Consider the following 26,992-nt stretch of genomic DNA (forward strand, 5'->3'; position numbering starts at 1 on the left):
CTTCAAAAAAGAAAAAGGCTTGCCGGAGCAAGCCTTCTGGAAGGTGGGGATCAGGCTTGCTGGCGGTGCTGCTTTTCCAGCTTCTTCTTGATCCGGTCGCGCTTGAGCTGCGACAGGTAGTCGACGAACAGCTTGCCGTTGAGGTGATCGAATTCATGCTGCACGCACACCGCCAGCAGGCCTTCGCACTCCAGCTCGTAAGGCTTGCCGTCGCGGTCCTGGGCCTTGACCCGCACACGCAGCGGGCGGTCGACGTTCTCGTAGAAGCCAGGTACCGACAGGCAGCCTTCCTGATACTGGCCCATGTCGTGGGTCAGCTCTTCGACCGTGGGGTTGATGAAGACGCGCGGCTCGCTGCGGTCTTCACTGAGGTCCATGACCACGACCTGCTGGTGCACGTTGACCTGGGTAGCGGCCAGGCCGATGCCAGGGGCTTCGTACATGGTTTCAAACATGTCGTCGATCAGCTGACGCAGGGCGTCGTCGAACACCGTCACCGGCTTGGCGATGGTGCGCAGGCGCGGGTCCGGGAATTCGAGAATGTTCAAGATGGCCATAAGGTCAGGCAGTCACTGTGCGTTCGGTTGAAAACTGAGCACACATAATAAAGGGAAACGGGGATTTCAGCACCTGTGAAAGCTCGTCTAGGGTTTTCAGGGCCAGCTTATTGCCCATTCGATGGACAGGTTGTCAAAGCGTTATCAACAAAGTTATCCACAGTTTGTGCCACGTCGATGGCCCCGTTTCGATCAAGGATGATCCCCATGCAGACCTACCATTCGTCGCCTCTTCCGCCTGCCGAACTGGAGGCCCGATTACGCCTGCACCGGCTGCCGGAGACGGGATTGCGTCGCTTTAACACCTTGCTTGAGGCTTTTGGCAGTGCCTCTTCGGCACTGTGTGCACCCGCCGGCGCCTGGCGCGCATTGGGCATACCCCAGGCCACCATCGATGCCCGGCGCAGTGCCGAAGTTCGTGAGGGTGCATTGGCCGCAATGGCCTGGCTAGAGCGCCAGGGCCAGCATTTGCTGATGTGGGACGGCCCTGGCTACCCGCCACTATTGGCGGAAATCGACGATGCCCCTCCACTGCTTTTCGTAGCTGGAGACCCGGCCTTGCTCGAGCGCCCACAACTGGCAATTGTGGGCAGCAGGCGTGCTTCACCACCGGCGCTCGACACCGCTGCGGCATTTTCCCGCTACCTGGCGCAGGCCGGTTTCACCATTACCAGCGGCTTGGCCGTGGGCATCGACGGTGCCGCTCATCGGGCCGCATTGCAGGCTGGCGGGGGCACGATCGGCGTGCTCGGTACGGGGTTGCAAAAACTTTATCCACAGCGCCACAAGTCGCTTGCGCAAGCGATGATCGACAATGGCAGCGCGCTGGTATCCGAGTACCCGCTGGATGCCGGGCCGCTGCCCGGTAATTTCCCGCGGCGCAATCGCATCATCAGCGGGCTGTCGCTGGGCGTGCTGGTTGTCGAGGCAAGCCTGGCCAGTGGTTCGCTGATCACCGCACGCCTGGCTGCCGAGCAAGGCCGCGAGGTGTATGCCATACCGGGCTCCATCCACCACCCCGGGGCCAAAGGCTGCCACCAGTTGATCCGTGACGGCGCGCTGTTGGTGGAGAGCGTGGAGCAGATACTGGAAAGCCTGCAGGGCTGGCAGAACCTGCCGCCTGCGGTTGTGGATAAATTCGACCATCCTCTTCTCGCCCTGCTGCATGCTGCGCCACAAACCAGCGAAAGCCTGGCCCACTGCAGCGAGCTGCCGCTGGCCGACGTGTTGGCGCAGCTGACCGAACTGGAGCTGGAAGGCCGGGTCAGCAATGAAGCCGGGCGTTGGTTTGCCCGCGCGGGCTAAGTACACTGCTCACAAGCAAGGTATATAGGCGGAGTAACAGAAATGGTGAGCAGTTTTCGTGTGCAACAAGCCGCACGTGAGATCCGGGCGGGCGCAGTGATCGCCTATCCGACGGAAGCGGTCTGGGGCCTGGGCTGCGACCCGTGGAACGAGGACGCGGTGTATCGCCTGCTGGCGCTGAAGTCGCGGCCTGTGGATAAAGGCCTGATCCTGGTAGCCGACAACATCCGCCAGTTCGACTTCTTGTTTGAGGATTTCCCCGAAGACTGGATCGACCGCATGGGCAGCACCTGGCCGGGGCCGAACACCTGGCTGGTGCCGCACCAGGACCTGTTGCCCGAGTGGGTTACCGGGCAACATGACACCGTGGCACTGCGGGTCAGTGACCACCCGGTGGTACGTGAGCTGTGTGCGTTGGTGGGTCCGTTGATTTCCACTTCGTGCAACCCGGGCGGGCGCCCGGCGGCGAAGACCCGGTTGCGGGTGGAGCAGTACTTCCATGGGCAGCTGGATCTGGTACTGGGCGGGGCCTTGGGTGGAAGGAAGAACCCGAGTGTGATTCGCAACCTGGCCACAGGCGAAGTCGTTCGGCCAGGCTAACTCATACCCACAGGCCTGGCCGGGACCTCCTGTGGGAGCGGGCGAGCCCTCGAAGAATCCAACGCGGTGCCTGGCACGGGCTTCGCCCGTGTTCGCGGGCATGCCCGCTCCCACAGGTCAGGGCCAAGCCCCCGCAGATTTTTCTGATTTTGTTTCGAATGCCTGTCCAGCTTGCGGCTTGGGAAATATCCTACGAGCCGCGTCCCCTGCCATCACCTTCTCAGTGGGAACCTCCGCCCTTAGTCTTCAGCCGTCGCCGAATAACTTGGCGATCGGGTGTGGTAACCCGGGTTCTGGGTGATCTTGGCAGTCCATGGCGGCTGTTCGCAGGAGGCTTCGTGCCTGCTGGGTTTTAGATCTCCCACCCGGTTTACCACCCTGCGTACAGCTGCCACCTATTCGTGTGGTAACGACTGGGTGGTGCCATGAAGCGAGATCTAGTGATGAAGAAGATTGTCCCCGATCCACCCCTACCCTGCACATCCACCCGCCCCTTCGGCCGCTGCGATGCCGGCCACGAACCGCTGTTCACCGTAAACCCGAACATTTCCGCCGAGGACGCCTTGGTTCATGTAGCTCTGTATCTGCGAGGCGCCTACGAAACGGGCTCGAAAGCCCTCGAGTACCTGCGCGAAGAAGGCCGTGGCATGTATTGGTCGAGCCTGCATTCCATTGAATTGGCGGAGGGATTGGTGGAGGCGATTCTCGATGGTATCGAGTCGATACCAACCACCCGTCCTCCACAGGCATAGCGCCCTGTTCAAGGCCGACGCAGTACCTGTGGGAGCGGGTTCACCCGCGAACACCGGCGCAGCCGGTGCCATGCACCGCGGTGCTTGCTTCGCGGGCATGCCCGCTCCCACAGGGATGGCACTGCACTTAAGATCGGTGCAGTACCTGTGGGAGTGAACTCAAGGAAGCAGAATTGTGGAACCCACAGTCCGCCGAGCCGACAGCTCCGCCTGTGCCTTGGCCGCCTCGCTGAGCGGATACCGCTGTTGGATATCCACAACCAGCTTGCCACTGCCGATCATCGCAAACAGGTCATCGGCCATGGCCTGGGTATTCTCGGCATTGTTGGCATAGGTCGCCAACGTCGGGCGGGTCACATACAGCGACCCTTTCTGCGCCAGAATCCCCAGGTTCACCCCGCTCACAGCCCCCGAGGCATTGCCAAAGCTCACCATCAACCCGCGCGGCTGCAGGCAGTCCAGCGAGGTCAGCCAGGTGTCGGCACCCACACCGTCATACACCACCGGGCATTTCTTGCCGTCGGTCAGCTCCAGCACCCGCTTGGCTACGTCCTCACGGCTATAGTCGATGGTCGCCCACGCCCCAAGCGCCTTGGCCCGTTCGGCCTTCTCGGCAGAACTCACGGTACCGATCAGCTTGGCCCCCAGCGCCTTGGCCCACTGGCACGCCAACGAACCCACGCCGCCAGCTGCTGCGTGGAACAGGATCACGTCACCCGCCTTCACCTCATAGGTCTGCTTCAGCAGGTACTGCACGGTCAAACCCTTGAGCATCACCGCCGCTGCCTGCTCGAAGCTGATGTTGTCGGGCAGCTTCACCAGATTAGCTTCCGGCAGCGTATGCACCTCGCTGTACGCGCCCAACGGGCCGCCGGCATGGGCCACGCGGTCACCCACTTTCAGCCGGGTCACGCCCTCGCCCACGGCCTCGACCACGCCAGCCGCTTCAGTGCCTAGCCCCGAAGGCAGGGATGGCGGTGCATACAGCCCGCTGCGGAAGTAGGTATCGATGAAGTTCAGGCCGATCGCATGGTTACGTACACGCACCTGCTGTGGCCCTGGCGGGGCTGGTTCGAATTCCACAAACTGCAGCACTTCCGGGCCGCCATGCTGGCTGAACTGGATACGCTTGGCCATCTCGCACTCCTGTCGTATGGGTCGGGAAAGACCTTCTATCGGACGCCTTTGCTTGATCGCCGTCAACTGCGGCGCGCGGGCTGGGGGTGGTATGCTACGCGGCGAATTCTTCCCTGCCCGTTCCTGGTGACCCGATGACTAGCCGCACCGAGGCCGTGAAAGCCTACCTGCTCGACCTGCAAGACCGCATCTGCTCTGCCCTCGAAGCTGAAGACGGCGGCGCCCGCTTCGTCGAGGACGCATGGGTGCGCGAAGCCGGTGGCGGGGGCCGCACGCGGGTGATCGGCGATGGCAAGGTGATCGAGAAAGGGGGGGTCAACTTCTCCCACGTGTTCGGCGCCGGTCTGCCGCCGTCGGCCAGTGCCCACCGCCCCGAGCTGGCGGGCCGTGGCTTCGAGGCCTTGGGCGTGTCGCTGGTGATCCACCCGCACAACCCGCATGTGCCCACCTCCCACGCCAACGTGCGCTTCTTCATCGCCGAAAAGGAAGGTGAAGAGGCTGTCTGGTGGTTCGGCGGCGGCTTCGACCTGACCCCGTACTACGGCAATGAAGAAGACTGCATCCACTGGCACCGTGTGGCCGAGCAGGCCTGCGCGCCGTTCGGTGCCGATGTGTACCCGCGCTACAAGGCCTGGTGCGACCGCTACTTCCACCTCAAGCACCGTGGCGAGCCACGCGGCATCGGTGGCTTGTTCTTCGATGACCTGAACGAGTGGGACTTCGACACCTGCTTCGCCTTCATCCGCGCCATTGGCGACGCCTACGTCAACGCCTACCTGCCGATCGTCCAGCGCCGCAAGGGCACGCCCTACACGCCGCAGCAGCGCGAGTTCCAGGAGTATCGCCGTGGCCGCTACGTGGAGTTCAACCTGGTCTACGACCGTGGCACCTTGTTCGGCCTGCAGTCCGGCGGTCGCACCGAGTCCATCCTCATGTCGCTGCCGCCGCAGGTGCGCTGGGGCTACGACTGGAAGGCCGCGCCCGGCAGCGAAGAAGCACGCCTGACCGAGTACTTCCTGCAGGACCGCGACTGGCTCGGCCAGTAAGCCTGTGGATAATCAAGGAGCCGTCATGGACCAGTACGTCGTTTTTGGTAACCCCATCGGCCACAGCAAGTCGCCGCTGATCCATCGCCTGTTCGCCGAACAGACCGGCCAGGACCTGGAATACGCCACCCTGCTGGCGCCGCTGGACGAGTTCAGCGACTGCGCGCGCGGCTTCTTCAAGCAAGGCCGCGGCGGCAACGTCACCGTGCCGTTCAAGGAAGAGGCCTACCGCCTGTGCGACAGCCTGACCCCGCGTGCTCGGCGCGCTGGTGCGGTGAACACGCTAAGCAAGCTGGCCGATGGCACACTGCAGGGCGACAACACCGATGGCGCTGGCCTTGTGCGCGACCTGACGGTGAATGCTGGGGTCGAGCTGGCGGGCAAACGCATTCTGATCCTGGGTGCTGGTGGCGCGGTACGTGGCGTGCTGGAGCCGATCCTGGCGCACAAGCCGCAGTCGCTGGTGATTGCCAACCGTACCGTGGAAAAGGCTGAGCAGCTGGCGCGTGAGTTCGATGAACTGGGGCCGGTGGTGGCCAGCGGGTTTGCCTGGTTGCAGGAACCGGTGGATGTGATCATCAATGCCACCTCGGCGAGCCTGGCCGGTGAGTTGCCGCCGATCGCCGACAGCCTGGTCGAGGCGGGGCGCACGGTTTGCTACGACATGATGTATGGCAAGGAGCCTACGCCGTTTTGCCAGTGGGCCGAGAAGCTGGGGGCGGCCAAGGTGCTGGATGGGCTGGGGATGCTGGCTGAGCAGGCGGCTGAGGCTTTCTTTATCTGGCGTGGGGTGCGGCCGGATACGGCGCCAGTGTTGGCTGAGTTGCGCCGGCAGCTGGCTCGCGGCTGAGACACAAGGCCGCTCCTACAGGGGACCGCGTCAGCAGGCTTTGCGCGGTCGGTGTAGGAGCGGCCTTGCGTCGCGATGGGCTGCGCAGCAGCCCCAAAAATCTCAACCCAACATCACTCTTCAAACCGGATCGGACAAAGCTCCACCCCTTCCAGCTTCTGCAACTCCTCGATCACCTGCGGCCTGGCCCGGTGCAGGGTCAGACTCCCCCCTGCCCGCCGCAACCGCCGCGCCTCGCGGTGCAACATATCCACACCCGAGTAATCGATGAAGTTCACCTGCCGCGCATCGATAACAACATGCGGCCCCTGGCAGCGCTGCAAGCGCACCTGCAGGTAATGCGCCGCACCAAAGAAGATCGACCCGCCCACCCGCAGCACGTCCGCCTCCCCTTCACGGCTTTGTTGCACCCGTGGTCGCGAGGTGCGCTTCAGATAGAAGAACAGCGACGCCAGCACTCCGGCATAGATCGCCGTCTGCAGCTCCAGCAACAAGGTCGCTGCCGCCGTCAGCGCCATTACCAGGAACTCCGAGCGGCTGACCCGGAACAGCGCACGAATCCCCCGGTGGTCCACCAACCCCCAGCAGATCAGCAGGATGCTGCCGGCCATGGCCGGAATCGGCAGGTGCGCGATCAGCCCAGCTCCGGCAACGGCGAACACGGCCACCCACAGCGCCGAGAATACCCCGGCCATGGGCGAGCGGGCACCGGCGTCGTAGCTCAGCCCGGAACGGGTGAAGGAGCCGGAAGACAGGTAACCGGAGAAAAACGCACCGACGATGTTCGACAGGCCCTGTGCGCGTATTTCCTGGTCTGCGTCGATCAACTGCTCCGAACGTGCCGACAATGAGCGGGCAATCGACAGGCTGGTGACCAGCCCGAGCATGCCCACTGCCACAGCGCTGGGCAGCAGGCGCAGGATCAGTTCCACATCCAGCAAGGGCAGCGGGCTGAAGGGCGGCAGCTGGCCGGTGAATGCGGGCACACGCGGCACATGGCCAAAGAACCCGGGCAGCAGCCAGGCCAGCAGGCTTACCAAAATCAGGCTTATCAACAGGCTGGGCCAGCGTGGGCGCCAGAGCTTGAAGCCTACGCCGATCAGCACTGTGGCCAGGCCCAGAATCAAGGAAGGCAGGTCGACGTCGCCGGCATGGCTGGCCAGGTCCTGCACGGTCTTCAGCGCCGTGGCCTGGCTTGGCAGGTCCATGCCCAGCAGGTTGGGCAACTGGCCCAGGGCAATGACGACAGCGGCGCCCAGGGTGAAGCCGAGCACCACGGAATGGGAGACGAAATTGACCAGTGCGCCGAAGCGCAAAAGCCCCAGCAGTAACTGAAAGATGCCGCCGAGGAACGTCAGCAGCAGCACCAGGGTGACATAGTCGGCGCTGCCAGCCACGGCCAGCGGGCTGATGCTGGCGTAGAGAACGATGGAGATGGCTGCGGTCGGGCCGCAGATCAGGTGCCAGGACGAGCCCCACAGACAGGCGATCAGCACTGGCACGATGGCGGCGTACAGGCCGTATTCGGCGGGCAGGCCGGCGATCAGGGCATAGGCGATGGATTGCGGCAGGGCGAGGATTGCACCGCTCAGGCCCACCAGCAGGTCCTGGCGCAGGCTGCGGCCCGATTGGCGGGGGAGCCATGAGAGGAAGGGCAGCAGGTGAGTGAGGCGATGCATGGGTTATCCACATTCCTTACTGTTTCGCCAATCCCTGTGGGGAGCGGGCATGCCCGCGAAGAAGCCGCCGCGGTGGATGGCACCGGCTTCGCCGGTGCGCGCGGGCATGCCCGCTCCCACAGGGATAGAGGTTTTGCTTGTGAGGTTACAGTTTGGCTTTGACGGCCTCCAGCGCATTGCCATCGGCCTTGGTCGTCACCCCGGCCAACCACCCTTCCAGCAACTCGGGGTGCGCCTTCAGCCAAGCCTTGGCCGCATCATCGAAGCTGATCTTCTTGTCCACAACTTCGGCCATGATGGTGTTTTCCATGTCCAGCGTGAACTTCAGGTTGCCCAGCAGCTTGGCCGCATTCGGGCAGGCTTGTGGATAACCCTTGCGGGTCAGGGTATACACCTCGCCCTTGCTGCCAAACCACTTCTCCCCGCCGCTCAGGTAATGCATCTTCAGCTTCACGTTCATCGGGTGCGGGGTCCAGCCGAGGAAGGTGATGAACTGTTGTTTCTTCACCGCCCGGTCGACCTGTGCCAGCATCGCCTGCTCGCTGGACTCCACCAGTTTCCACTGGCCGAGGTTGAATTCATTCTTGTCGATGATTTCCTTCAACGACAGGTTGGCCGGTGCCCCGGAACCAATCCCGTACAGCTTCTTGTCGAACTGGTCGGCGTGCTTCTGCAAGTCGGCGAAATCTTTCACTCCGGCATTCCACACATAGTCGGGCACTGCCAAGGTGAACTCGGTTCCTTCCAGATTGCGCGAAAGCTGCTGCACATCGCCATTTGCGATGAACTTGTCATGAAAGCCCTGCTGCGCCGGCATCCAGTTACCGAGGAAGGCATCGACGCGGCCATCCTTGAGGCCGCCGTAGATGATCGGAACGGCCAGGCTGTCGATTTTCACCTGGTAACCCAGGCTTTCCAGAAGCACGCGGGCCAAGGCGTTGGTCGTTGCGATGTCGCTCCAGCCGGGGTCGGCCATCTTCACGGTGGTGCATTGCGCGTCGCTGTCGGCGGCGTGGGCCGTGGCGGTACCCAGGCTCAGGGCCAGGGCGAACACGGCGGCGGAGAACTTGTGCATGGCGGCCTCTCTTCTCAATCCAGGGGGGCGGGCTGTGGATAACGTGCCTTGCGCTCGAGGTCGTCGAGATCGATGTGGTTGCGCATGTACTGTTGGCTGGCGTCCACCAGCGGTTGGTGGTCCCAGCTTTTCAGCTTGCCGACGGCCAGCGCCTCGGCCACCAGGCGGCGGCGCCGCTGGCTGGCCAGAACCTGCTGGCGCAGGCTGGGGATATCCCAACGCTGCTGTGCTTCATCGACAAATGCCTGCAGCAGCGCCTGGTGTTCCGGGCTGCCGGTTAGGTTCTCCCGCTCGTGCGGGTCGCGGCTCAGGTCATAGAGTAGGCATGGGTCGTCTTCGCTGTACACGAACTTGTACGGCCCGCGGCGGATCATCATCAGCGGGCCGACGGTGCCTTCGGCCATGTATTCGCCGATCACTTCGTCATGGCCACCCTGCCCTTGCAGGTGGCCGACCAGCGAGCGGCCATCCAGGTGCAGGTGGTTATCCACAGCACCACCGGCCAGCTCGACCAGGGTCGGCAGCAGGTCGCAGGTAGACACCGAAGCGCTGACCCTGGCTGGCGCGAAATGCTTCGGCGCGTGCACCAGCAGAGGCACCCGCGCCGACATCTCGAACCAGTGCATCTTGTACCAGAGGCCGCGCTCGCCGAGCATGTCACCGTGGTCGCCGGAGAACACGATCAGGGTGTCGTCAGCCAGGTTGCATTCCTCCAGGGTTTGCAGCAGCAGGCCGATGTTGTCGTCGATATAGCTGCAGGCGCCGAAGTAGGCACGGCGGGCGTCACGGATCTTGTTCACAGGCAGCGGCTTGTTCCACAGGTCGTAGACCTTCAGCAGGCGTTGCGAGTGCGGGTCAAGCTCTGCCTGGCCCAGTTCGGCGCGGGGCATGGGGATATCCACACCCTCGTAGCGATCCCAATAGCGCCTGGGGATGGTGTATGGGTCGTGCGGGTGGGTCATCGACACGGTCAGGCAGAATGGCCGGCCATCGTTTTCGCGCACATGGTCGTACAGGTACTGGCGCGCCTTGAATACCACTTCTTCGTCGAAATCCAGCTGGTTGGTGCGCACGCACGGGCCGGCCTGCAGCACCGAGGACATGTTGTGATACCAGCTCGGGCGCACGTCCGGCTCATCCCAGTTCACCGCCCAGCCGTAGTCGGCCGGGTAGATATCGCTGGTCAGGCGTTCTTCGTAGCCATGCAGCTGGTCCGGCCCGCAGAAGTGCATCTTGCCCGACAGCGCGGTGCGGTAACCCAGACGGCGCAGGTAATGGGCATAGGTCGGTACATCGGCAGGGAAGTCGGCGGCATTGTCGTAGGCACCGATGCGGCTGGGCAGCTGGCCGCTGATCAGAGTGAAGCGCGACGGTGCGCACAACGGGCTGTTGCAGTAAGCCGAGTCGAAAACCACCGCCTGTTCGGCAAGGCGGCTCAGGTGCGGCATCTGGATCGGCGAAGAGGCGTAGATCGGCAGCAAGGGCGCGGCCATCTGGTCTGCCATGATGAACAGGATATTCGGGCGCGTCATGGTGGCTTCCATCGTTGAGGGTTATGCGAACCGCTTGCCTATCAAGATGCGACTGTGGATAACATGGGTAAAGCCCATGGCGGGCAATGACTGGGATTAGCCCTGCTTATGTTTGACCACCTTGCCAAGTTGTCGCTGGATACACTGCGCGTGTTCGAGGCTGCCGCACGGTTGCGTGGCTTTACCGCTGCGGCACTGGAGCTGGGCACCACGCAGCCGGCGGTGAGCCAGCAAGTCAAACGGCTGGAGGCACAGCTGGGCACGCGGTTGTTCGACCGCATTTACCGGGGTATCGAGCTGACCGAGGCCGGCCAGGTGCTGTTCGAACAGGTGCACCAGGGCCTGCAGGCCATGGAGGACGGCATTGCCCAGGCCAGTGGGCGCGGCCAGAGGGAAGTGCTGCAGGTGGCTACCGACTTCGCCTTTGCGGCGTTCTGGCTGATGCCACGGCTGCAGCGTTTTCACGAGGCTTATCCACAGGTGGACGTGAGCCTGGTGACCGGTGAGCGCAGCCAGGGCATGTTGCGCCCGGACATCGATGTGGCGGTGCTGTTTGGCGACGGGCGCTTTCACCAGGGCGAGAGCCGCTGGCTATTCGATGAGGAGGTTTTTCCGGTGTGCAGCCCCCGGCTGATTCATGGCAAACCCTTGTCAGCCGTGGCTTTGCAACGATTGCCCTTGCTGCACTTGAAGGGAGAGCAGGCTAGCCGCTGGTTTGATTGGGCAGGGGTGTTTCGCGGGTTTGGTGTGGCCAGCCCGCCACCGGCCGGGCAGTTGAGGTTTGATAACTATACGTTGCTGATCCAGGCGGCGATTGCCGGGCAAGGGGTGGCGATTGGCTGGGGGCACCTGGTGGATGGGCTGGTGGAGCAAGGGTTGCTATGCCGGCCGTTGGAGGGGAGTTTGCGCTCGGCGCGCGGGTATTACGCAGTGCTACCACCACGCAAGCGGCGTGGGGCTTTGATCGAGCGGTTCGTGGACTGGCTGGAGCAAGAGCGTAGCCTTTGAGATTTTGGGGCCGCTTTGCGGCCCATCGCGACACAAGGCCGCTCCTACAAAGGTACTGCGCACGCCGGCCCGTGTGGGAGCGGCCTTGTGTCGCGATGGGCTGCGCAGCAGCCCCGGCAATCTAGACCACAAAGTTCAGATGCTCGCCCCGGTGCAAATCCAGCTCCAGCATATCCACCATCCCTGCCGCGACCCTGGCCAGGTACCGCAACGGCTCGGCCAACCCCGGCTCCAGCGTACCTTCAGTGCTGCGAAAATGCTCCATCCCCAACCCGGCCAGTTCCTGCGGGGCATTGATCAGCGTCCAGTGCAAGGCACTGCGCTGTAACCCGTCCACCACCTGGTCCACACACTCCCGCTCCGCCTCGCTGTACTTGCCCGGCTTATCCAGCACATCGAAATCGCCCACCAGCAACAGCCGGCGTATAGTTGTACGCTTCAGCCCCGCCACCAGCGCCTCGCTCATGCGGGCTTGCCTGGGCAGATCGCCCGGCGCCAGCGTCGACAACAGGGCAATTACTGCCGACCCGCCTGCCGCGCCCTGCTCCGCCTGGTCGGCATTGCCCAGCCCGCCTATCTTGAAATGCAGGCCGGGGCGCGGCGCATGGCGATTAAGGTCGTCGACCACGGCGGTGACTTCGTGCTGGCGCGACAGCAGCTCTACCATCAGGGCGTTGCCCAGGCTGCTTTCTGGCCCGAACAGGACCAGTTTGAACACTGGGGTTTCGGCGTTTTTCACTGCATCACTCCCTTTGCAGGTGGTGATGTTTGGACCGCAATCAGGAGTTATCGTGCAGAGGATCAAGGGTTATCACGCCCACGTTTACTACGACGCAGCGACCATGGACCAGGCCCGTGAGCTGTGTGAGGAAGCGGCGCGGCTGTTTCCCGTGACCATGGGGCGCATGCACCAGAAACCGGTGGGGCCGCACCCGGACTGGAGCTGCCAGCTGGCCTTCGAGCCGGAGTTTGTGGGGGTGGTGCTGCCGTGGTTGGCGCTGTATCGGAAGGGGTTGGTGGTGTTCATGCACCCGCTGACCGGGGATGAACTGGCGGACCACCGTGACCATGCGATCTGGATGGGGGCGGTGCGGCCGCTGGATCTGTCGATGTTTGGGGGCTAGTTCTTCATAGTCTGTACTGGCCTCATCGCCGGCAAGCCAGCTCCCACAGGGATATCACAGGGCCTGAGGGCGGCGCTGTACCTGTGGGAGCTGGCTTGCCGGCGATGAAGGCGACGCGGTTTAACGGCGGGCGCCGCGCACCCCTTCAGCCAGTGCCGAGCACAGGCTCAATACATCGTTGACTGCCTGCTCGGCACTCTTGGCCTGGGCAATCTTGTCGACCAGCGCCGAGCCCACCACTACGCCGTCCGACAGACGGGCAATGGCCGCAGCCTGCTCCGGCGTACGAATACCGAAACCAACGCTGATTGGCAGGTCGGTATACCGACGCAGGCGGGCAATGGCTTCGGTCACGTGCTCGGTGGTCGCCGAGCCGGCGCCGGTCACACCGGCCACCGACACGTAGTAGACGAACCCGGAGCTGCGCTCCAGCACGCGCGGCAGGCGCGCGTCGTCGGTGGTCGGGGTGGTCAGGCGGATAAAGTCGATACCCGCTGCCTGGGCCGGGGTTGCCAGTTCGGCGTCGTGCTCTGGCGGCAGGTCGACGATGATCAGGCCATCTACACCCGCTTGCTTGGCTTCGGCCACGAACTTTTCCACGCCAAAGCGGTGGATCGGGTTGTAGTAGCCCATCAACACAATCGGTGTGGCCTGGTTATCCACACGGAATTCGCGAACCATCTGCAGGGTCTTGGCCAGGGTCTGGCCGGCTTCCAGGGCACGCAGGGTGGCCAGCTGGATGGCCACGCCGTCGGCCATCGGGTCGGTGAACGGCATGCCCAGTTCGATCACGTCGGCACCGGCTGCCGGCAGGCCCTTGAGGATCTGCAGCGAGGCGTCATAGCCCGGGTCGCCCGCGGTGACGAAGGTGACCAGTGCCGAGCGGCCTTCGGCCTTCAGCTCGGCGAAGCGTTGTTCAAGACGGCTCATGCCTGTTTCTCCTGGGCGGCCATGTGGTTCATGACGGTTTGCATGTCTTTGTCGCCGCGGCCCGACAGGCACACGACCATCAGGTGGTCCTTGGGCAGCTTCGGTGCGCGCTTGATCGCCTCGGCCAGGGCGTGGGAGCTTTCCAGGGCCGGGATGATGCCTTCCAGGCGGCAGGTGGCGTGGAATGCATCCAGCGCTTCGTCGTCGGTGATGCTGACGTACTCGACACGCTTCACTTCGTGCAGGTAGGCGTGCTCCGGGCCGATGCCCGGGTAGTCCAGGCCGGCGGAAATCGAGTGGGCGTCGGTGATCTGACCGTCTTCGTCCTGCAGCAGGTAGGTGCGGTTGCCGTGCAGCACGCCCGGTACGCCGCCGTTGAGGCTGGCGGCGTGCTTGTCGGTGTGCACACCGTGGCCACCGGCTTCGACGCCGATGATCTGCACGCTTGGCTCTTCGAGAAACTCATGGAACAGGCCCATGGCGTTGGAGCCACCACCGACGCAGGCAACCAGGCTGTCTGGCAGGCGCCCTTCCTTCTCTTGCAACTGGGCGCGGGTTTCCTTGCCGATGATCGACTGGAAGTCGCGGACCATGGCCGGGTACGGGTGCGGGCCGGCCACGGTGCCGATCAGGTAGAAGGTGTCTTCGACGTTGGTGACCCAGTCGCGCAGGGCCTCGTTCATGGCGTCCTTCAGGGTGCCGGTGCCGGCAGTGACCGGGACGATTTCGGCGCCCAGCAGCTTCATGCGGAACACGTTAGCCTGCTGGCGCTCGATGTCGGTGGCGCCCATGTAGATCACGCAAGGCAGGCCGAAGCGGGCAGCGACGGTGGCGGTGGCCACGCCGTGCATGCCGGCGCCGGTTTCTGCGATCAGGCGCTTCTTGCCCATGCGCTTGGCCAGCAGCACCTGGCCGATGCAGTTGTTCACCTTGTGCGCGCCGGTGTGGTTGAGCTCTTCACGCTTGAAGAAGATCTTGGCGCCGCCGCAGTGCTCGGTCAGGCGCTCGGCGAAGTACAGCGGGTTGGGGCGGCCGATGTAGTCGCGCTGGAAGTAGGCCAGCTCTTCGAGGAACTTGGGGTCTGCCTTGGCCGCTTCGTATTCGCGGGCCAGGTCCAGCACCAGTGGCATCAGGGTTTCGGCCACGTAGCGGCCGCCGAACGAGCCGAACAGGCCATTGGCGTCGGGGCCGGGGCGGTATTGGGACTGGGTCATGGGGGCGCTCCAGGGCGTAATGAATGAGTGATGGGCTTTACTCTAACCACGGCAAGCCCAGCTGAAAACCGATAAGATTGCGCAAACTTGTCAGAAAAACTCACAGGTAAAATGGCCCACGATCTCCCTCCCCTCAACGCCCTTCGGGCTTTCGAGGCCACCGCTCGTCTCAACAGCGTCAGCCAGGCGGCCGAAGCGCTGCACGTCACCCATGGCGCCGTCAGCCGGCAGATCAAGGTACTTGAAGAGCACCTGGGCGTAGCGCTGTTCGTGAAGGACGGGCGTGGCATCAAACTCACAGATGCCGGCGTACGTCTGCGCGATGCCAGTGGCGAAGCCTTCGATCGCCTGCGCAGCGTGTGCGCCGAGCTCAGCCACGACGTCAGCGAGGCGCCATTCGTGCTGGGCTGCTCGGGCAGCCTGCTGGCGCGCTGGTTCATCCCGCGATTGGGGCGGCTGCAGGCGGATTTACCTGAACTGCGTCTGCACCTGTCGGCCGGTGAAGGCGACCTGGACCCACGGCGGCCAGGGTTGGATGCGCTGCTGGTTTACGCCGAGCCGCCGTGGCCGACGGACATGCAGGTGCATGTACTGGCCGAGGAGCGCATCGGGCCGGTGCTTAGCCCGCATTTCGCCGGTTTCGAGCGCTTGCATGGCGCGCCGGCCAAGGCCTTGCTGGACGAAGCCTTGCTGCACACCACCTCGCGCCCGCAGGCTTGGCCGACCTGGGCGCTGGAACAGGGTTTGGAGCCGGCGGCCCTCCACTATGGCCAGGCCTTCGAGCACCTGTATTACCTGCTGGAAGCTGCCGTGGCCGGGCTGGGTGTGGCGATTGCGCCGCAGCCGCTGGTCGCTGACGACCTGCGAGCTGGCCGTTTGAGTGCGCCGTGGGGCTTTTCACCTACCCCTGCGGCATTGGCGCTGTGGGTGCCCAGGCGCGCCGCGGACGGGCGCGCCGAGCAGTTGGCGCAGTGGCTAAGGGCGGAACTGGCGCGACAGGGCGCTTAGTTGCGTTTGCACATCAGGTACGCCGCCAGCAAGCCTAGCGCGCCAATGGCAACGCCGGCAGTTGTGTACGGGTGTTCCTGGGCATAGTCGCGGGTGGCGATGCCGGTCTGGCGGGTGCGGTGCTTCACTTCCTCGTAGGCATCGCTCAACAGGTGGCGCGAATGACGCAGGGCACTCTCGGCGTTGCTGCGGATTGCCTTCACCGATTTCTGGGACTCCTCCGACGCATCATGCTTGAGGTTTTCCAGGCTTTTCAGAAGGCTCTCGATCTCCGCTTCCATGCTTTCCAGGGACGTTCTACGCAGCGAATTGCGGTGCATGTTGACTCTCCTTTGCAGTATGGACTGTAAGGATTGCGACCTTGGGTCCGCGGGAAAGTGCGATCGAACTTTCGTCAATGGTGACCGCTCGCAGGTAAACCAGGCCTGCGCTGCTAGGCTCAATCTCACCATCATCCGAGGAGAGCGCTCATGACCGATCATCACACCTACAAGAAGATCGAGCTGGTGGGGTCTTCGACCACCAGCATCGAAGAGGCGATCAACAATGCCCTGGCCGAAGCCGGCAAGAGCATCAAGCACCTGGAGTGGTTCGAAGTGATAGATACCCGTGGCCATATCCGTGACAACAAGGCGGCGCATTTCCAGGTCACGCTGAAGGTCGGCTTCCGTATCGCCAATAGCTGAAACACTGCCGGGCTGGATGAGCCCGGCATGATGGGGTATTTAGGGAGGGGGCGCCTTGGCGGGCGCCTTTTCTGATTTCATCTGCACAAGGAAAGCGAGTGATGAATAAACTGATTCTGGCGCTGGGCCTGATGACGCTGGCCGGTGGTGCGCTGGCGGCGGGCAAGCCGTGCGAGGAGCTCAAGGCAGAGATTGCGGCCAAGCTGGATGCCAAGGGGGTCACCGGCTACAAGCTGGAGATAGTCGACAAGGGCGACCCGGCCGGCAAGGTGATTGGCAGCTGCGAGGCTGGTACCAAGGAGATTGTGTACCGCCGCGGCTAATATGCTGGCCTCTTCGCGGGCTCGCCCGCTCCCACAGGCATATCACAGGCCTGAGAGCGACGCTGTACCTGTGGGAGCGGGCAAGCCTGCGAAGAAGATCACGCGGTCTTGAGAGCCTGCGCCATCAGTTCATAGGACCGAATCCGGTCCGCATGCTCATACAAATCACAGGTGAAGATCAGCTCATCTGCCCCGGTCTGCTCCAGCAGTACTTCCACCTTGGCCCGCACCTTCTGCGGGCTGCCAATCATCGCCAGGCCGAGGAAGCTACCCACCGCGTCCCGTTCATGGGGCAGCCACAGCCCATCCATGCTTTCCACAGGCGGCTTCTGCATCAGGCTCTGCCCGCGAATCAGCGCGAGGATGCGCTGGTACACCGAAGTGGCCAGGTACTCGGCCTTTTCGTCGGTTTCCGCCACCACCATGGGGATGCCCAACATCACATACGGCTTGTCCAATGTGGTCGAGGGCTTGAAGTGGTTGCGGTACACGCGGATCGCCTCGTGCATGTAGCGCGGCGCAAAGTGCGAGGCGAAGGCGTAGGGCATGCCGCGCATGCCGGCCAGTTGAGCGCTGAACAGGCTGGAGCCGAGGAGCCACATCGGCACCTCGGTATCGTGCCCTGGCACGGCGATCACTTTTTGATCATCGGTACGCGGGCCGAGGTAGCGTGACAGTTCCTCGACATCGTCCGGGAAGTCATCCGGGCCTCCGGCGCGGTCGCGGCGCAGGGCGTAGGCGGTCATCTGGTCGGAACCTGGCGCGCGGCCCAACCCCAGGTCGATGCGCCCCGGGTACAGGCTGGCCAGGGTGCCGAACTGCTCGGCGATTACCAGCGGTGCATGGTTGGGCAGCATGACCCCGCCAGAGCCCACGCGAATGCTCGAGGTCCCCCCGGCCAGGTAGCCGATCAGCACCGAAGTCGCCGAGCTGGCGATGCCGTCCATGTTGTGGTGCTCGGCTACCCAGAAGCGGTTGTAGCCAAAGCGCTCGACGTGCTGCGCCAGGTCCAGCGAGTTGCGCAGCGACTGCGCCGGGCCGGCGTCGGCGCGTACCGGCACCAGGTCGAGGGTGGAAATCTTCAGGTCACGCAGCTGCGTCATGGAGCCTCCGCAAAGGTGTTTGGCCCACAGGCCTTTTCAACTCTGTATGGGCACATTCGACGGATTCAATGCTTGCCGTGCGATTGCTCTGAACTTGCCGTAGGCGGCTGACCTCTGAAGCCATAAGCATGTAACCCGAGACCAGGAGGCATCATGAAAAAGACAGCATCGGCGATCTGGCAAGGTGGCCTGAAGGACGGCAAAGGCCTGCTTTCTACCGAAAGTGGCGCGCTCAAGCAGAACCCCTACGGCTTCAACACCCGTTTCGAGGGCTCGCCCGGGACCAACCCGGAGGAGCTGATTGGTGCGGCGCATGCCGGCTGTTTCTCGATGGCGCTGTCGATGATGCTGGGCGAAGCGGGGTTCACCCCGGACAGGATCGACACCGCTGCCGAAGTGACACTCGACAAGCAAGCTGATGGCTTTGCCATTACCGCGGTGCATCTGGTACTGAGGGCCAAGGTACCCGGTGCAAGTGAAGCGCAGTTCTTGCAGATCGCCGACAAGGCCAAGGCCGGGTGCCCGGTGTCCAAGGTGTTGAACGCGAAGATCAGCCTGGATGCGGCGCTGGTGGGTTGAAGCAGTGCAATGAGGGCGGTTTGCTGTAGTCTAAACAGCGTCGGCAGCACGCTGCCCTTTCAGGAGCCGTTTCATGATTCGCGTAGCAATCGCCGTGTTGGCTTCCCTGGTCGCCACATCTGCAGTGGCGGCGGTCAAGCCGTGCGAGGAACTCAAAGCCGAGATCGAGGCCAAGATCCAGGCCCAGGGGGTTTCGTCCTATACCCTGGAGATCGTGCCCAACAGCGAGGTCAAGGACCAGAACATGGTCGTCGGGACCTGCGATGGCGGGACCAAGAAGATCATTTATCAGAAGAATGATCGGTAGGTTCAGAATTTTGGGGGCCGCTTTGCGGCCCTATCGCGACACAAGGCCGCTCCTACCGGGATCGCGTATCTCCTGTAGGAGCAGCCTTGCGCTGCGAATGGGCTGCAAAGCAGCCCCAGGTCAAGGAATGCAGAACACCTCGCTAGGCTCGTTCACCACCACCTTGCGGCTGCCGTCATACAGCAGCACCTGCGGTTCCATCACCGGCGCCCGTGCCTCCAGGCGATAGCGTTCACCGGCCTTGAAGTTGTCAAAGCGAACAGTCAGGTAACAGGTACGATCCCGGGGCTGGGTCATGAGGCCGCCCCCATATATCTCGTAATCGAAGCGCACTACCAGTTCGTGCTTGCCCGGCGTCACCTGGAAGTAACGGCCATCTTCCAGGCGCTTGCCGTCGAGGCGGTCGGCCATGATCACCCTGCCGGGAGTCATGGTGTACAGATCGACCCAGGCCTGCTTGGGGTCGACGGGCGGCAAGGGGCTGGCGCATGCCCCCAGTGCACTGAGGGCGATCAGCATCATGGGCTGGCGCATGGCAAAGCTCCCACTTGCGACTTATAGGCTACAAGCATAGCGCCGTTTGTGCGTTTCAGGTGCGCTGGCAGCCTGCAGGCGAGCCCTGGCCAACCAGCTTTTGCTGACGGTCATAGAGTTTGATCCAGGGGCGGAAGCCGATGCTGCCAGCCTGCAACTGGTAGCGCTGACCGGCACTGAAATCCTTGAAGGTCACCTTGACCTGGCAATCCCGCCACAAAGGCTCCTCGACCGGGCCGATATTGCTGGGGGTAACCGGAAACTGGTAGCGCACGGTCAGCTCGTGGCTGCCGGGCTGTACTTCGAAGTAACGGCTGTCGGCCCAGTCGCGTTCATCTACCTGCACGGCGTGCAGCGAGGTGTTGTCGTAGGGCGTGAGGTCGATCCAGGCCTGGTTCGGGTCCGGGTCTGGCAAGGTCGAACAGGCGGATATCAGCAACAGTGAGCCGGTGACCAACAGTGCACGCATGGCGAAACTCCCCCTTGGCGAGATAGTCTTGGAGTGAATCGGCCTTGAGCGAGTCAGACAGTCCCGGATGCTTCGACTTATTCTTATGCAGCGCTCAGGCCCTGGGCCACTCGACCTTGTTTTCACCCGTTTGGTTCCCCTGCTGGCGGTGCTCCTGCTGAACGGTTGCAGCAGCGCCGCCTACTATGGACAGTTGGCCGAGGGCCAGTGGCAGCTGCTACGCGCACGGCAGCCAGTGGATCAGGTAGTGGCCAACCCGGCCACTTCGGCGCAATTGCGCGCGCGCCTGGAACACGCCAGGCAGGCGCGGGTATTTGCCAGCCAGCAGCTGAAGCTGCCGGACAATCGCAGCTACCGGGTGTATGCCGACATTGGCAGGCCCTATGTGGTGTGGAATGTGTTCGCTACCCCCGAGTTGTCGTTGCAGCCAGTGACGCACTGCTTCCCGATCGCGGGGTGTGTGGCCTATCGCGGTTATTATCAGCAAGGCGCGGCACGTGGGGCGGCGGCGTTGATGCGCCAGGATGGCATGGATGTGTACGTGGGCGGCGTGGAGGCCTATTCGACTCTGGGCTGGTTCGACGACCCTATCCTGTCGTCGATGGTGGGCTGGAGCGACGAGCGCCTGGCCACGCTGATCTTCCATGAACTGGCCCACCAGCGCTTCTATGTGCAGGACGACACCGAGTTCAACGAGTCGTTTGCCTCCTTCGTCGAGCAGGAAGGCACGCGGCAATGGCGTGTGGCGCGGGGCCTGGCTGCCTCTGGCGGGGAGCAGGGGCAGCAGCGTGAGCAGTTCATCCGGTTGGTGCTGGCCAGCCGCGAGCGGTTGCAAGCTATTTATGCCGGGCCTCTGGATGATGTGCAGAAGCGGGCGGCCAAGCAGGCGGAGTTCGAGCGGCTTAGGCGGGAATACCGGCAGGTGCGTGATGCCCAGTGGGGTGGTGACAAGCGCTATGACGCCTGGATGTATGGGTCGATGAGCAATGCCAAGTTGCTGCCGTTCGGGCTGTATGACCAGTGGGTACCGGCGTTTGCGGCGGTGTTCCGTGAGGTTGACGGGGATTGGCAGCGTTTTTATCACCGGGTCGAGCAATTGGGGCGGTTGCCGATCGATGAGAGGAAGGCGGCCTTACGGCGGTTGATGGCTAGCCGGTGAGGTTTTGGGGCCGCTTTGCGGCCCATCGCCGGCAAGCCAGCTCCCACCTCGACCGCATTGACCTCAAGCCATGTGCTACCCCTGTGGGAGCTGGCTTGCCGGCGATGGGCTGCAAAGCAGCCCCAATGGCCATCAAGCCTTGAGGAATGCCTGATGCATCTCGGCCAAGGTAGCAAAGTGGTAGGCCGGCTCTTCCGCCATCAGTTCTTCCTGGCTACCAAACCCGTACCCCACCGCCACCGCCTGCAAGCCATTGCTGCGCGCACCGATCAGGTCATGCTTGCGGTCGCCGATCATCAGCGTCTGCGCCGGGTCCAGCCCTTCTTCCTCAAGCAGGTGACGAATCAACTCGACCTTGTTGGTGCGCGTGCCATCCAGTTCACTGCCGTAGATCACCTTGAAGTGGTGGTCGAAGGCGAAGTGCCGGGCGATTTCACGGGCGAACTCCCACGGCTTGGAGGTGGCGATGTACAGCGTGCGACCCTGGCCGTTCAGGGCATCGAGCAGCTCCGGCACACCTTCGAATACCAGGTTTTCGTACAGGCCGGTGACCCTGAAGCGTTCCCGATAGAAGTTCACCGCATCCCAGGCCTTGGCTTCGTCGAAGCTGTAGAACTGCATGAAGGCCTGCAGCAGGGGTGGGCCGATGAAGTGCTCGAGGCGGGTGAGGTCCGGCTCGTCGATGCCCAGTTTGGCCAGGGCATACTGGATCGAGCGGGTGATGCCCTGGCGTGGGTCGGTCAGGGTGCCGTCGAGGTCGAAGAGGATGTTTTGCTGGTGCATTTGCGGGTTCCACTTGAGTGCTGCGTGGCCTTCTTCGCGGGCTTGCCCGCTCCCACAGGTACGGCACTGGCCTTGAAGGCTTCGCTAGACCTGTGGGAGCGGGCGCGCCCGCGAAGGGGTTATTCCGGTTGGTCGTAGCCTTCGGCCAGGTGCTGGTCCTTGAGCTTCACGTAGTTACTGGCGCTGTAGGCGAAGAACGCGTGTTCCTGGTCGTTCAGCAGCCGGGCTTGCTTCACCGGGCTGCCCATGTACAGGTAGCCACTGACCAGGCGCTTGCCCGGCGGTACCAGGCTGCCGGCGCCGATGATCACTTCGTCCTCGACAATGGCGCCGTCCATGATGGTGCTGCCCATGCCGACCAGGATGCGGTTGCCCAGGGTGCAGCCATGCAACATGACCTTGTGGCCGATGGTCACTTCGTCACCGATGATCAGCGGGAAGCCGTCCGGGTTGAACGGGCCTGCATGGGTGATGTGCAGCACGCTGCCGTCCTGCACGCTGGTACGCGCGCCGATGCGGATGCGGTGCATGTCGCCGCGTATCACAGTCAAAGGCCATACGGAGCTGTCTTCACCGATTTCCACGTCGCCCAGCACTACCGCCGATCGGTCGACGAAGGCCCTGGGCCCAACTTTCGGAGTGTGTTGCTGGAAGCTTCGGATGGCCATGATAGCGTCTCTCATCTGTGCCGATAGGCAGGCTGCCTGCTGCGGTCGGCGTCGATTGTAATTAAGATGGGGCAGTGTTTCTTCTGCCAAGGTATCCAAACCGTGAGTGCGAACAACCCGCTTCTGCAGTCCTACGATCTGCCGCCCTTCTCGCAAATCCGTGCCGAACACGTGTTGCCGGCGATCGAAGCGATCCTGGCCGACAACCGTAAAGCCATTGCCGAGATCCTCGAAAAGCAGGGCAAGAACCCTACCTGGGCTGGCCTGGTGCTGGCCATTGACGAACTGAATGACCGCCTGGGCGCCGCCTGGAGCCCGGTCAGCCACCTCAATGCGGTGTGCAACAGCGCTGAGCTGCGCGAAGCCTACGAGTCTTGCCTGCCGGCGCTTAGCGCCTACTCTACCGAACTGGGCCAGAACCGTGCGCTGTTCGAAGCCTACCAGGCGCTGATCGACAGCCCCGAAGCCGCCGGCTTCGATGTGGCGCAAAAGACTATCCTCGAGCACGCCCTGCGGGACTTCCGCCTGTCGGGTATCGACCTGCCGGCGGATAAACAGCAGCGCTACGCCGAAGTGCAGAGCAAGCTCAGCGAGCTGGGCAGCCGTTTCTCCAACCAGCTGCTCGACGCCACACAGGCCTGGACCAAGCATGTTACCGACGAAGCCGCGCTGGCCGGCCTGACCGATTCGGCCAAGGCGCAGATGGCCGCGGCCGCCCAGGCCAAGGGCCTCGACGGCTGGCTGATCACCCTGGAATTCCCCAGCTACTACGCGGTGATGACCTACGCCAGCGACCGCGCCCTGCGCGAAGAGCTATACGCGGCCTACTGCACCCGCGCCTCGGACCAGGGCCCGAATGCCGGCCAGTTCGACAACGGCCCGGTGATGCAGGAAATCCTTGACCTGCGCCAGGAGCTGGCCGAACTGCTGGGCTACAAGAACTACGCGGAGCTTAGCCTGGCCACCAAGATGGCCGAGTCCAGTGACCAGGTGCTGAGCTTCCTGCGTGACCTGGCCAAGCGGTCCAAGCCGTTCGCCGCCCAGGACCTGGAGCAGCTCAAGGCTTATGCCGCCGAGCAGGGCTGCCCTGAGCTGGCCAGCTGGGACGCCGGGTACTTCGGCGAGAAGCTGCGCGAGCAGCGCTACAGCGTGTCGCAGGAAGCCCTGCGCGCCTACTTCCCGATCGACAAGGTGCTGGGTGGCCTGTTCAGCATCGTGCAGCGCCTTTACGGTATCGAGATTGCCGAGCTCAAGGGCTTCGACAGCTGGCACCCGGATGTGCGCCTGTTCGAGATCAAGGAAAACGGCCAGCACGTCGGCCGCTTCTTCTTCGACCTCTACGCGCGCGCCAACAAGCGTGGCGGCGCCTGGATGGATGGCGCGCGTGACCGTCGCCGCACAGCCGCTGGCCAGTTGCAGAGCCCCGTGGCCAACCTGGTGTGCAACTTCACCCCGGCCGCGCCCGGCAAGCCGGCGCTTTTGACCCACGATGAAGTCACCACCTTGTTCCACGAGTTCGGCCACGGTCTGCACCACATGCTGACCCGCATCGAGCATGCCGGTGTATCCGGCATCAACGGCGTGGCCTGGGACGCGGTCGAACTGCCGAGCCAGTTCATGGAAAACTGGTGCTGGGAGCCGGAAGGCCTTGCACTGATCTCCGCCCACTACGAAACCGGCGCCCCCCTGCCCCAGGACCTGCTGGACAAGATGCTGGCGGCAAAGAACTTCCAGTCGGGCATGATGATGGTACGCCAGTTGGAGTTCTCGCTGTTCGACTTCGAGCTGCATGCAACCCATGGCGACGGCCGCAGCGTGCTGCAGGTGCTCGAAGGCGTGCGCGACGAGGTGTCTGTCATGCGCCCACCGGCGTACAACCGCTTCCCCAACAGCTTTGCGCACATCTTTGCTGGTGGTTATGCGGCGGGCTACTACAGCTACAAGTGGGCCGAGGTGCTGTCGGCAGACGCCTTCTCGCGCTTTGAGGAAGAAGGCGTGCTGAATGCCGAAACCGGCCGAGCCTTCCGCGAGGCGATCCTGGCACGTGGTGGTTCGCGCGAGCCGATGGAGCTGTTCGTCGACTTCCGTGGCCGTGAGCCTTCCATCGATGCCTTGCTGCGCCATAGTGGCCTGAGCGAGGACGCTGCAGCATGAGCGAGGTAGCCGTGAACAAGACCAAGAAACGCTTCATTGCCGGGGCGGTATGCCCGGCGTGCAGCGAGACCGACAAGCTGATGATGTGGAACGAAGACGGAGTACCGCACCGCGAGTGCGTGGCCTGCGGCTTTACTGACACCCTCAACGAGCAGGGCTTGTCGGTGCCGAAGGAGCTCGGCACCCGGGTCAACCATCTGGAGCCGAAAGCCGCGCCGGCCAAGGTACAGACGGTGCAGTTCTTCCCCAACCCGAAGCTGAAGAAACCGGCTGAATAAAGCCGTCGTGCCGCCCGGGTTCGTGCCCGGGCGGGCATGCCCCGGGTGGTAGATAGTCAGGCCACCTGCTGCACGCTGGCCATGCAAGCTCGCCTGCTCTTCTCTACGAGCAAGGTGTTGCACCATGGACAACCCCCTTCTGCAAAATAGCCGTATCCCCGTCGATTATCCTTCGATCACGCTTCAAAACATGCAGTTTGCCTTCGACCACGTGCTGTTGGCGCACGAGCAAGGCATCGAGCGCATCATTCGCGAACAGCAGGAACTGCCAACCTGGGATGACATGGTGCTGGCGGTGGACGGGCTGGATAGTCAACTGCTGACGGTGTTGTATGCCGCCTCGCCATTGGTTGGTCGGGATCAAGCCTGGGCCGGTGCCATCTTCGACTTCTTCGCCAAGGCCACGGAGCGGTTCGAACAGAAATTCGCCAATTCAGCACTGCAGGCCCTGTATGAGCGCTTGGCCAACAGCGACATCGGCAAGCAGCTGGATGCCCAGAAACGCGCCACGCTGCGCTGGCATCTGCACAAGTTCACCTCCAGTGGTGCATCGCTCGACCCCGCAGGCAAGGTACGCCTGGCCGAACTGCTGAAACGGATTGGCGCTGCGCGCGAGGCGTTTCGCAGCAACATCAACCGGCCAGGGCTGAGCATTACGGATGAGTCCGAACTGAGCGGTGTACCTCAACGCATCCGTGACGAGCTGGCTAGCAGGGCACAGGAGGCGGTTGAGCCGGGTTGGTTGATTGCATGTGAAAGCGTGACTACCGACGCCGTGCTCAAGCATGCCGACAACCGGCAGCTGCGTGAGCACGTATACCGGGCTTACAACACCCGAGGCGTCGGCCTTGGCCAACAGCAGGATAATCGCTCGCACCTGGAGCAACTGGCGAGGCTGCTGGAAGAAAAGGCCCACTTGCTCGGTTTTGCCAGCCATCTGGAGCAGAGCCTGCATTCGAAGAGCGCGGGTTCGATTGCCCAGGTGCGCGGCTTTCTTCATGACCTTGCCGACCATGTGCGGCCGGCCGTGCTGCAGTGGCGTGCAGATATGCAGCATCAGGCCGCAGCCAGAGGTCTGGGGAATGTCCAGCCCTGGGACATTGCCTATCTGCAGGCCTCGTCGCGCGAGGTGCTTTCCACCGAAGCCTTGCGCGAACACTTCCCTCTGAATGCCGTGGTCAGCGCATTGCAGCAGTTGGCGGAAAAACTGTTTGGCGTAACGCTGCTGGCCAAGCCGCTGGCAACCTGGGATGAAAGCGTGTAACCGTTTGAGGTGTGGCAGGACAACGCCTTGATCGGTTTCCTGTACTTGGACGCCGTACAGCATGCTGGCAAGCAACCTGACTCGGTGTTCACCACCTACATTCGCAATCGTCGGGTCGATGCCGAGGGCATCTTCCAGGCGGCCTCGGTGGTGGTCTACAGCGACGTGCCTGCAGCGCTGCCGGGTAGTCAGCCGTTGCTGGACCATCTGTCACTGCGCAAGCTGTTCCATGAGTTTGGCCATGCCTTGCACCATTTGCTGGTGCGCACGACCAACCACGTGATGTCCAACGTCACCGAACTCGGTACCGATGGCGTGGAACTGTTCGGCAAGCTGTTTGAGCGCTGGGTCTGGGACGCGGATTACCTGGTGGCGATCTCTTCGCCACTTCAGGATGGCAGCAAGCTTTCCCGGGCCCGGGTCGATGAATGCCTGCGCCGCTTGCGGCAGCAAGGTGTGGAGGAAACCGCGCGCGACCTGAGCATGGCGCTGTTCGATCTGGACCTGCATGGCACGCCGAACGATGGCCGGTCCCTCGAGCAGCGCCTGGGCGATGCCCGTGAGCGTTGTGGCTACTGGCCCTTGGCCGATTTCGAGCACCCGGCGCATGCCTTCGACCATCTGGTAAACGGCTACGATGCCGGTTATTACGCCTATCTGTGGTCGGACGTGCACGCATTCGACCTGTTCACCCGCTTCGAGGCCCAAGGCCTGCTGGACCGGGCCACAGGCCGGGCGCTGCAGGAAACATTGCTTGCCCCTGGGGCATCGCGACCTTTACGTGACGGCATTGAGGCGTTTCTCGGCCGGCAGTCAAGCCAACTGCCCTTCCTGCGTTGGCATGGCCTGAAGTGAGAGTGGGCTGACC

General features: G+C 63.2%; 29 protein-coding genes and 1 pseudogene. 16 read left to right on the forward strand and 14 right to left on the reverse strand.

All coding sequences use genetic code 11. The annotated features are described in order from the left end of the window. Positions 1–50: 50 nt before the first annotated feature. Complete coding sequence (gene def, locus GEV38_RS00440; protein WP_003260000.1) at positions 51–557, reverse strand: peptide deformylase; 507 nt, start codon at positions 555–557, stop codon at positions 51–53. Between the two features lie 207 nt (positions 558–764). On the opposite strand from def, the gene dprA reads away from it, so the two are divergent. The 3 genes from dprA (at position 765) to GEV38_RS00455 (ending at position 3,214) form a co-directional block, all read left to right on the forward strand. Beyond that, positions 765–1,862, forward strand: a complete 1,098-nt coding sequence (dprA, locus tag GEV38_RS00445; RefSeq protein WP_015268439.1) for a DNA-processing protein DprA — start codon at positions 765–767, stop codon at positions 1,860–1,862. A 42-nt stretch (positions 1,863–1,904) separates the two neighbouring features. Further along, positions 1,905–2,462, forward strand: coding sequence for an L-threonylcarbamoyladenylate synthase (locus tag GEV38_RS00450; protein ID WP_015268440.1), 558 nt, complete (start codon positions 1,905–1,907; stop codon positions 2,460–2,462). A gap of 443 nt (positions 2,463–2,905) precedes the next feature. Further along, a complete protein-coding gene (locus GEV38_RS00455; RefSeq protein ID WP_031324379.1) occupies positions 2,906–3,214 on the forward strand; it encodes a hypothetical protein in 309 nt (102 codons plus the stop codon). 159 nt (positions 3,215–3,373) lie between these two features. Here the strand turns inward: GEV38_RS00455 and GEV38_RS00460 are convergent, their stop codons facing one another. Beyond that, complete coding sequence (locus tag GEV38_RS00460) at positions 3,374–4,351, reverse strand: NADPH:quinone reductase (RefSeq protein ID WP_013970270.1); 978 nt, start codon at positions 4,349–4,351, stop codon at positions 3,374–3,376. A 134-nt stretch (positions 4,352–4,485) separates the two neighbouring features. On the opposite strand from GEV38_RS00460, the gene hemF reads away from it, so the two are divergent. Both hemF and aroE read left to right on the forward strand, forming a co-directional pair. Further along, the gene (hemF, locus tag GEV38_RS00465) at positions 4,486–5,397 is read left to right on the forward strand and encodes an oxygen-dependent coproporphyrinogen oxidase (RefSeq protein WP_013970271.1); all 912 of its coding nucleotides are present in this window, start codon (positions 4,486–4,488) and stop codon (positions 5,395–5,397) included. Between the two features lie 25 nt (positions 5,398–5,422). Continuing rightward, on the forward strand, positions 5,423–6,247 hold the full coding sequence (aroE, locus tag GEV38_RS00470; protein WP_015268442.1) for a shikimate dehydrogenase: 825 nt from the start codon (positions 5,423–5,425) through the stop codon (positions 6,245–6,247). A gap of 113 nt (positions 6,248–6,360) precedes the next feature. Here aroE and GEV38_RS00475 read toward each other — a convergent pair whose 3' ends face one another. The 3 genes from GEV38_RS00475 to betC form a co-directional block, all read right to left on the reverse strand. Then, the gene (locus GEV38_RS00475; RefSeq protein ID WP_054572540.1) at positions 6,361–7,926 is read right to left on the reverse strand and encodes a SulP family inorganic anion transporter; all 1,566 of its coding nucleotides are present in this window, start codon (positions 7,924–7,926) and stop codon (positions 6,361–6,363) included. A 145-nt stretch (positions 7,927–8,071) separates the two neighbouring features. After that, the gene (choX, locus tag GEV38_RS00480) at positions 8,072–9,001 is read right to left on the reverse strand and encodes a choline ABC transporter substrate-binding protein (protein ID WP_054572541.1); all 930 of its coding nucleotides are present in this window, start codon (positions 8,999–9,001) and stop codon (positions 8,072–8,074) included. Between the two features lie 14 nt (positions 9,002–9,015). Continuing rightward, a complete protein-coding gene (betC, locus tag GEV38_RS00485) occupies positions 9,016–10,533 on the reverse strand; it encodes a choline-sulfatase (protein ID WP_054572542.1) in 1,518 nt (505 codons plus the stop codon). Positions 10,534–10,641: 108 nt separating this feature from the next. On the opposite strand from betC, the gene GEV38_RS00490 reads away from it, so the two are divergent. Continuing rightward, positions 10,642–11,541, forward strand: a complete 900-nt coding sequence (locus GEV38_RS00490; RefSeq protein ID WP_015268447.1) for a LysR family transcriptional regulator — start codon at positions 10,642–10,644, stop codon at positions 11,539–11,541. Positions 11,542–11,662: 121 nt separating this feature from the next. Here the strand turns inward: GEV38_RS00490 and GEV38_RS00495 are convergent, their stop codons facing one another. Then, complete coding sequence (locus tag GEV38_RS00495; protein ID WP_054572543.1) at positions 11,663–12,280, reverse strand: NAD(P)-dependent oxidoreductase; 618 nt, start codon at positions 12,278–12,280, stop codon at positions 11,663–11,665. 52 nt (positions 12,281–12,332) lie between these two features. On the opposite strand from GEV38_RS00495, the gene GEV38_RS00500 reads away from it, so the two are divergent. Then, positions 12,333–12,665: a DOPA 4,5-dioxygenase family protein gene (locus GEV38_RS00500; protein ID WP_054572544.1), complete on the forward strand. Its 333-nt coding sequence runs from the start codon at positions 12,333–12,335 to the stop codon at positions 12,663–12,665. Positions 12,666–12,785: 120 nt separating this feature from the next. On the opposite strand, the gene trpA is transcribed toward GEV38_RS00500, so the two are convergent. Both trpA and trpB read right to left on the reverse strand, forming a co-directional pair. Then, a complete protein-coding gene (gene trpA, locus GEV38_RS00505) occupies positions 12,786–13,595 on the reverse strand; it encodes a tryptophan synthase subunit alpha (RefSeq protein ID WP_054572545.1) in 810 nt (269 codons plus the stop codon). Further along, positions 13,592–14,809 carry a tryptophan synthase subunit beta gene (gene trpB, locus GEV38_RS00510; RefSeq protein ID WP_015268451.1) on the reverse strand — a complete coding sequence of 406 codons (1,218 nt, stop codon included), beginning with the start codon at positions 14,807–14,809 and terminating at the stop codon, positions 13,592–13,594. Before trpB ends, trpA begins: the two co-directional genes overlap by 4 nt. A gap of 111 nt (positions 14,810–14,920) precedes the next feature. On the opposite strand from trpB, the gene GEV38_RS00515 reads away from it, so the two are divergent. Further along, the gene (locus GEV38_RS00515; RefSeq protein WP_015268452.1) at positions 14,921–15,817 is read left to right on the forward strand and encodes a LysR family transcriptional regulator; all 897 of its coding nucleotides are present in this window, start codon (positions 14,921–14,923) and stop codon (positions 15,815–15,817) included. On the opposite strand, the gene GEV38_RS00520 is transcribed toward GEV38_RS00515, so the two are convergent. Continuing rightward, the gene (locus tag GEV38_RS00520; RefSeq protein ID WP_003261039.1) at positions 15,814–16,137 is read right to left on the reverse strand and encodes a YqjD family protein; all 324 of its coding nucleotides are present in this window, start codon (positions 16,135–16,137) and stop codon (positions 15,814–15,816) included. The two genes, GEV38_RS00515 and GEV38_RS00520, sit on opposite strands and share 4 nt — an antisense overlap. 150 nt (positions 16,138–16,287) lie before the next feature. Here GEV38_RS00520 and GEV38_RS00525 point away from each other — a divergent pair, with 150 nt between their 5' ends. Both GEV38_RS00525 and GEV38_RS00530 read left to right on the forward strand, forming a co-directional pair. After that, positions 16,288–16,503: a dodecin gene (locus GEV38_RS00525; RefSeq protein WP_013970282.1), complete on the forward strand. Its 216-nt coding sequence runs from the start codon at positions 16,288–16,290 to the stop codon at positions 16,501–16,503. A gap of 101 nt (positions 16,504–16,604) precedes the next feature. Beyond that, positions 16,605–16,826 (forward strand): DUF1161 domain-containing protein, encoded by a 222-nt coding sequence (locus tag GEV38_RS00530; protein WP_003261041.1) that lies wholly within the window; start codon positions 16,605–16,607, stop codon positions 16,824–16,826. A 98-nt stretch (positions 16,827–16,924) separates the two neighbouring features. Here the strand turns inward: GEV38_RS00530 and GEV38_RS00535 are convergent, their stop codons facing one another. Continuing rightward, a complete protein-coding gene (locus GEV38_RS00535; RefSeq protein WP_015268453.1) occupies positions 16,925–17,929 on the reverse strand; it encodes an LLM class flavin-dependent oxidoreductase in 1,005 nt (334 codons plus the stop codon). 153 nt (positions 17,930–18,082) lie between these two features. Here GEV38_RS00535 and GEV38_RS00540 point away from each other — a divergent pair, with 153 nt between their 5' ends. Together GEV38_RS00540 and GEV38_RS00545 are read left to right on the forward strand one after the other, a co-directional pair. After that, a complete protein-coding gene (locus GEV38_RS00540) occupies positions 18,083–18,508 on the forward strand; it encodes an OsmC family protein (RefSeq protein WP_013970285.1) in 426 nt (141 codons plus the stop codon). 73 nt (positions 18,509–18,581) lie between these two features. Beyond that, the gene (locus tag GEV38_RS00545; protein ID WP_015268454.1) at positions 18,582–18,815 is read left to right on the forward strand and encodes a DUF1161 domain-containing protein; all 234 of its coding nucleotides are present in this window, start codon (positions 18,582–18,584) and stop codon (positions 18,813–18,815) included. Positions 18,816–18,935: 120 nt separating this feature from the next. Here the strand turns inward: GEV38_RS00545 and GEV38_RS00550 are convergent, their stop codons facing one another. After that, complete coding sequence (locus tag GEV38_RS00550; protein WP_013970286.1) at positions 18,936–19,349, reverse strand: hypothetical protein; 414 nt, start codon at positions 19,347–19,349, stop codon at positions 18,936–18,938. 55 nt (positions 19,350–19,404) lie between these two features. Next, positions 19,405–19,818 carry a hypothetical protein gene (locus GEV38_RS00555; RefSeq protein ID WP_054572547.1) on the reverse strand — a complete coding sequence of 138 codons (414 nt, stop codon included), beginning with the start codon at positions 19,816–19,818 and terminating at the stop codon, positions 19,405–19,407. An 85-nt stretch (positions 19,819–19,903) separates the two neighbouring features. Between GEV38_RS00555 and GEV38_RS00560 the strand changes: the two genes are divergently transcribed. Beyond that, on the forward strand, positions 19,904–20,977 hold the full coding sequence (locus GEV38_RS00560; RefSeq protein ID WP_054572548.1) for an aminopeptidase: 1,074 nt from the start codon (positions 19,904–19,906) through the stop codon (positions 20,975–20,977). A gap of 132 nt (positions 20,978–21,109) precedes the next feature. On the opposite strand, the gene GEV38_RS00565 is transcribed toward GEV38_RS00560, so the two are convergent. Both GEV38_RS00565 and GEV38_RS00570 read right to left on the reverse strand, forming a co-directional pair. Beyond that, a complete protein-coding gene (locus GEV38_RS00565) occupies positions 21,110–21,760 on the reverse strand; it encodes an HAD family hydrolase (protein WP_015268457.1) in 651 nt (216 codons plus the stop codon). A gap of 119 nt (positions 21,761–21,879) precedes the next feature. Next, positions 21,880–22,428, reverse strand: a complete 549-nt coding sequence (locus tag GEV38_RS00570; RefSeq protein ID WP_003261048.1) for a gamma carbonic anhydrase family protein — start codon at positions 22,426–22,428, stop codon at positions 21,880–21,882. 66 nt (positions 22,429–22,494) lie between these two features. Between GEV38_RS00570 and prlC the strand changes: the two genes are divergently transcribed. The 3 genes and pseudogenes from prlC (at position 22,495) to GEV38_RS00585 (ending at position 26,979) form a co-directional block, all read left to right on the forward strand. Continuing rightward, the gene (gene prlC / locus GEV38_RS00575; RefSeq protein WP_054572500.1) at positions 22,495–24,582 is read left to right on the forward strand and encodes an oligopeptidase A; all 2,088 of its coding nucleotides are present in this window, start codon (positions 22,495–22,497) and stop codon (positions 24,580–24,582) included. Further along, on the forward strand, positions 24,579–24,860 hold the full coding sequence (locus GEV38_RS00580) for a YheV family putative zinc ribbon protein (RefSeq protein ID WP_013970292.1): 282 nt from the start codon (positions 24,579–24,581) through the stop codon (positions 24,858–24,860). Before prlC ends, GEV38_RS00580 begins: the two co-directional genes overlap by 4 nt. Positions 24,861–24,984: 124 nt before the next feature. Beyond that, positions 24,985–26,979, forward strand: a pseudogene (locus GEV38_RS00585) (M3 family metallopeptidase). Positions 26,980–26,992 lie beyond the last annotated feature (13 nt).

The sequence above is a fragment of the Pseudomonas sp. 13159349 genome (assembly GCF_013305685.1).
GTDB lineage: Bacteria > Pseudomonadota > Gammaproteobacteria > Pseudomonadales > Pseudomonadaceae > Aquipseudomonas > Aquipseudomonas asiatica.